The organism is Selenomonas sp. oral taxon 892 str. F0426 (genome assembly GCF_000468035.1).
In the GTDB taxonomy this organism is placed as follows: domain Bacteria; phylum Bacillota; class Negativicutes; order Selenomonadales; family Selenomonadaceae; genus Centipeda.
Genome location: NZ_KI260547.1, coordinates 1 through 4,536 on the forward strand (window position 1 = coordinate 1; position 4,536 = coordinate 4,536).

The window sequence follows — 4,536 nt, forward strand, 5'->3', positions numbered from 1 at the left end:
TTTTCGAGAGAAACACAGCCCCGAAAGGCTGTGCGGAATCGCTGAAACTGTCTACTATTTTTCGCCCGTGAGGATAAAGCGTACATACGCCGCACGGTCTTCCTCGATGAAGCAGACCAGTTCGTAGAATCCCATCGTAAACGCCATGCGCTGAACACCGGGAACATCGAACATATTCACTCGTCCGGAGTCGCGGATGTCCATGATCTGCGTGAAAATCGTCTCGTTCATGACTGACCGCCTTTCTCTGCAATGCGGAAGGAGTCCACACCGGGGATAAGGCTGAGTGACGATCCTGTCTCCCATCGAACGAGAATCTGCCCCGCGTCATCAACACCCATGACCTCGCCCATCGTCCTCGGCGGCGGAGCTTGTGGATCGTCCATCGCGAGGAGTTCCACCTTCGTCCCGCGTGGGTGCCGCTCTCGAAGCACGGTGATCTGTTCCTTACTCGGAAACCGCATGATCCTCATCCTCCTTCCGATGTCCGCTCTTGAATGCGCTGCTGCCCGTGAGGTTCTGCATGAGGATCTTACGGCTCTCCTTGTAGGCGCTACCGATCATGCCAAGGCGCAGGAGGAAGCAGCGGAATGCGTATTTCTCGTTGTCCACAATCTTCTCCTTTGCCGTAACGCGCTTTTGCGCCCGTGCCATCAGGCAGAGTTTACTGATGAACTCAGCGTATGCCTTTGCCGTCTCGTCGGTGATCGTGCCGTGCAGCCATGCGAAGGTGATGCGGTCATCGGTCAGCGTGTAGATCGCTTCCTTAATCTTGAAGGCGTGTCGAATGAGCCGTCCCTTGCTCAGGAGGAGGGCGTCCAGATTCTGCAGTGCCGTTTCGGTGAAAAGGCTGCGTGGGAGACTGATGGAAAGGCTGTCCTCGTCGGGTTCTTCTACCGCCGTTTCTGCCGGTGTCAGATCATCCACTGCCTCTTCCGTCCGGTTCGGCTCGTCTGCCCCTGTATCCGCGCAGGAAGCCTCGTGCTCCCCACCCTCGGACATAAAGCCCTCCTCGCGCAGTGCCGTGCGCACACGCGCAACAGTCGCTTCGTCAAGGGCATCGTCGAAGCAAAGACATCCGTCCTTCGTGATCTCGAATGCGCCGATCTTGTAGGAAAATGTCGGTGCGCCGCAGTAGACGGGCTTTTCGCCGAGCACCTTGCTGACTACCGCGACCATCGCCTTGCGCTCTTCCTTTTGGATGTTGTAATTGACCTTCATGGTGACTACCTCCTTCATGTACTTTGGTCATTACATTCATCACTCACGTGGGAAGAATTAGCAAGCGGATTCTGTTGTATACACCAACTCTATCTCATCAAATAGATCTTATGCCCATCATTTCCCTGCCAAGGATACCGTCATGCGTTCGAGCATCTTGCCTGTCATCCAGATCGCCCCGTCGATAACAAGCGGCAGGAAGATGCGGTCGCGGAATCTGCACCATCCCGTCTCCTTCTCGGCACTCTCTTTCAGCGCCGCCGTGTACGCCGCCGACACCTCACGCGCTGCGGGAAGCCCCTTCTCGTGCAGCCATAGGACGGTCGCTTCCTTCGCCTCCGTCCGTACAAAGTCCCCCACATGGTTCTTCAATTCGTTTTGAATGTATTCCAGTTTCATCTTCAACACTCTCCTTCATAGTCCGTTACCCCACGCGCAATGGCGCGGGCAAATTCATCCTGTCGGCTGTTGAGCAGTTCTGCGTCACCCGCATGGTCGATAAACGCAAGCTCCACAAGCACGGCGACCGCATTGGTGTTGCTCAGAACATACAGACCGTTGGCACCGGGCTTTGCGCCCTTCACGCCGCGATCCACAGTTCCGAGCGCATCCACAATCTGGTTCTGAATGCAGCTTGACAGCTTCTCTCCCTCTCCGCTTCCGTAGAAGTGCCAGACCTCCGTTCCGTTTGCCGTGCCGTTACAGGCGTTGCAGTGGATAGAGACGAATACGTCCGCATCGCTGTTGTTGGAGGCCGAGACAACTTCATGGAGGCTGTCGGACTGCAAGTTGCCGACCACCTCAACACCTGCGGCAACGAGATAGCCTGCCACAAGGTCAGCGACATTCTTTGCAACGTCGCATTCCCGCAGCCCATACCCGCACGCGCCGGGGTCGGGATTTCCGTCCGGGGCATGACCTGCGTTTAGAAAAACTTTCATTGTGATACCTCCTTCGGCATTACGCCGCATTCTTCACAAAATCAATAAACGATTCGCAGATTGATAAATCCACGAACCGTTTACATCGGTTGATGACATCTTCTTCTATCCACGGAGGAATTTCTTCCACCTCGTCATACCGTCCGTAGTCCCCGAACATACAAGCCATTCCCACATTCCGCGCCTGAACAGCTTCTTCAAATGTTTGATAATAACCAAGGTGTATATCATGCTGACAAATCTTGATTCTCGCACGATATTTCCCACGAGGTTTGTAGAAGCTGACACCCGTCACCCCGGACGTGTTGTTCCTTTGCCGTGGTTGGTTGCATTGATTCTGTTGATGCGTACAAATTCTGAGATTGCACAGGCGATTGTCCAACGTGTCCAGATTGATATGATCAACTTCGTAACCCTTGGGGACATCCACCAGATGACGATGTAGCTGTTTTCTGTGTCTGTCCATCACATAAAGGATTTTTCCCGTCAAATCACGGTAATTACGATAAAAGCTGATGCCGGCGATCTTATCCAAAGATGCAGTATCTACCATAAAAACGATACCGTCAGGAAGATGCCCATAGGCAACGCTCCCGTCCTCGGAAAACGTATATTTCACATTGCACACGTTCCCTCATCCTCCTTTCTTCCGCCCCTTTTGAACGTCGTTTATCGTGGTATCCTTCATGCCGAGATCCTCTGCTGTGGGGATATACACCTCGGAGCAGGGCAGCGTTTTCCCGTCACGGATGATATGCACGTCCTCTGTATTTCCACGATATGCCACAAAACGGCGCACAATCGCCGAAGCGTAAACAGGATCAAGTTCCATCAGATATGCCGTGCGATCCATCTGCTCTGCTGCCATCAATGTCGATCCGCTGCCCCCGAACAAATCCAAGACGATGCTGTTGACCAACGAGGAGTTTTTCATGGGGTATGCAATGAGCGGGAGCGGTTTCGTTGTCGGGTGCAGTTTCGACTTGCTTGGTCGGTCAAATTCCCAAACAGTGGTCTGCTTTCTGTCTCCGTAGAATTTGTGCTTTACAGTGTCCTTGAATGCATAGATGACTGGCTCATGGCGCATTTGATAATCAAAGCGTCCCAGAACAAGGGACTGCTTTACCCAAATACAGGTTGTTGAGTAGTGAAATCCGGCAGCAACAACGGCATTGTAGAAGTTGACCTTTTCCGCATCCGAGTGAAAGATGTATATGGCAGCTCCGTCCGCAAGATTCTCATAGGCGTTTTTGAATGCCGAAAGCAGGAACTGATAGAACTCCTCGCCCTTTAGGTTGTCGTTCATGATTTTCATGCCTGTGCCGCCTGTGTAGTTACACGAATACGGCGGGTCGGTAATGCACACATTCGCCTTTTTGCTATCCATGAGAAGTTTTACATCCTCTGGTTTTGTAGAGTCGGCACAAAGGAGACGATGCTTGCCCAAAAGCCACAAGTCACCGGTTTTTACGAAAGGCTCTGCCTGCAGGGCGGCATCTTCGTCAAAATCATCTTCCTGCGCCTCACCGTCATCCAGAGAAAGGAGGTCTACGATTTCAGACTCGTCAAAGCCTGTAAGGGATACATCAAAGTCCATATCCTGCAACGCTTCCATCTCGACGCGCAGCATATCTTCATCCCATCCTGCGTCAAGTGCGAAACGGTTATCCGCGAGGATGTATGCCTTCTTCTGCGCCTCGGTCAGATGGTCGACGAATACGCACGGCACATTCTCCATGCCCTCCGCCCGTGCAGCCATAACGCGCCCGTGTCCTGCGAGGATTCCATAGTCCTTGTCGATGATGACGGGACTGACAAATCCGAACTCCCGCAAACTGCCGCGCAGCTTATTGATCTGCTCGGGCGAATGTGTCCGTGCGTTGTTGGCATACGGAACGAGTCTCTCGATTGGAACGAGCTTCATCTCCGATGTTGTTTTGTTCAAATGACTTCCCTCCCTACTTCCTCGAGCGCAGCAGCCGTTCCATCCGATCCTCCTGCGGAGAACCGACGAATGTGGTGGTGCAGTTCTGCTTTACGATGTCAAATATCTCATACCAGAGCAGATTGGACTGTTTCTGGAACGCCTGCCCCATCTGGACAAAGGGGCTTGCTATTGCCCCTCCGGTGGTCGGATGCTTGCCGATGAGCCCGTATTGACTCATTGCTTCCTCGCACTGGATAAAGCGGGCAAATGCCTGCGCGTAGCTTTCGAGCAAGCGTGGATTCACCAATCGTTCGCATCCTCGCTCCTTCAGCCACAGCCATGTCTCGCGGAAAATCTCATCCGCACCGAGCGGTTTTCCGTTCCTCTGCCGTGCCGACAGGAACTCGCTCGGTGTTGGCATCTCCTCACCATAGAGCTCGGCGGCGT

8 protein-coding genes are annotated in these 4,536 nt (G+C 53.3%); all 8 read right to left on the reverse strand.

Going from position 1 to position 4,536, the window contains the following annotated elements; translation table 11 throughout:
* Positions 1-54: 54 nt before the first annotated feature.
* Positions 55-231 carry a DUF5049 domain-containing protein gene (locus tag HMPREF1992_RS10555; RefSeq protein WP_006696272.1) on the reverse strand — a complete coding sequence of 59 codons (177 nt, stop codon included), beginning with the start codon at positions 229-231 and terminating at the stop codon, positions 55-57.
* Positions 228-464 carry a DUF4314 domain-containing protein gene (locus tag HMPREF1992_RS10560; protein WP_006696273.1) on the reverse strand — a complete coding sequence of 79 codons (237 nt, stop codon included), beginning with the start codon at positions 462-464 and terminating at the stop codon, positions 228-230. The genes HMPREF1992_RS10555 and HMPREF1992_RS10560 overlap by 4 nt, the downstream gene beginning before the upstream one ends.
* Positions 448-1,221 carry a hypothetical protein gene (locus HMPREF1992_RS10565; RefSeq protein ID WP_006696274.1) on the reverse strand — a complete coding sequence of 258 codons (774 nt, stop codon included), beginning with the start codon at positions 1,219-1,221 and terminating at the stop codon, positions 448-450. The genes HMPREF1992_RS10560 and HMPREF1992_RS10565 overlap by 17 nt, the downstream gene beginning before the upstream one ends.
* A gap of 117 nt (positions 1,222-1,338) precedes the next feature.
* Positions 1,339-1,620 carry a hypothetical protein gene (locus HMPREF1992_RS10570; protein WP_006696275.1) on the reverse strand — a complete coding sequence of 94 codons (282 nt, stop codon included), beginning with the start codon at positions 1,618-1,620 and terminating at the stop codon, positions 1,339-1,341.
* Between the two features lie 2 nt (positions 1,621-1,622).
* Positions 1,623-2,162 carry an N-acetylmuramoyl-L-alanine amidase gene (locus HMPREF1992_RS10575; protein ID WP_037359703.1) on the reverse strand — a complete coding sequence of 180 codons (540 nt, stop codon included), beginning with the start codon at positions 2,160-2,162 and terminating at the stop codon, positions 1,623-1,625.
* 19 nt (positions 2,163-2,181) lie between these two features.
* Complete coding sequence (locus HMPREF1992_RS10580) at positions 2,182-2,781, reverse strand: HNH endonuclease (protein WP_021685905.1); 600 nt, start codon at positions 2,779-2,781, stop codon at positions 2,182-2,184.
* 15 nt (positions 2,782-2,796) lie between these two features.
* A complete protein-coding gene (locus HMPREF1992_RS10585; protein WP_037359707.1) occupies positions 2,797-4,107 on the reverse strand; it encodes a site-specific DNA-methyltransferase in 1,311 nt (436 codons plus the stop codon).
* Between the two features lie 13 nt (positions 4,108-4,120).
* Positions 4,121-4,536 (reverse strand): P27 family phage terminase small subunit (locus HMPREF1992_RS10590; RefSeq protein WP_021685907.1); only part of this gene is annotated, 416 nt, incomplete at its 5' end.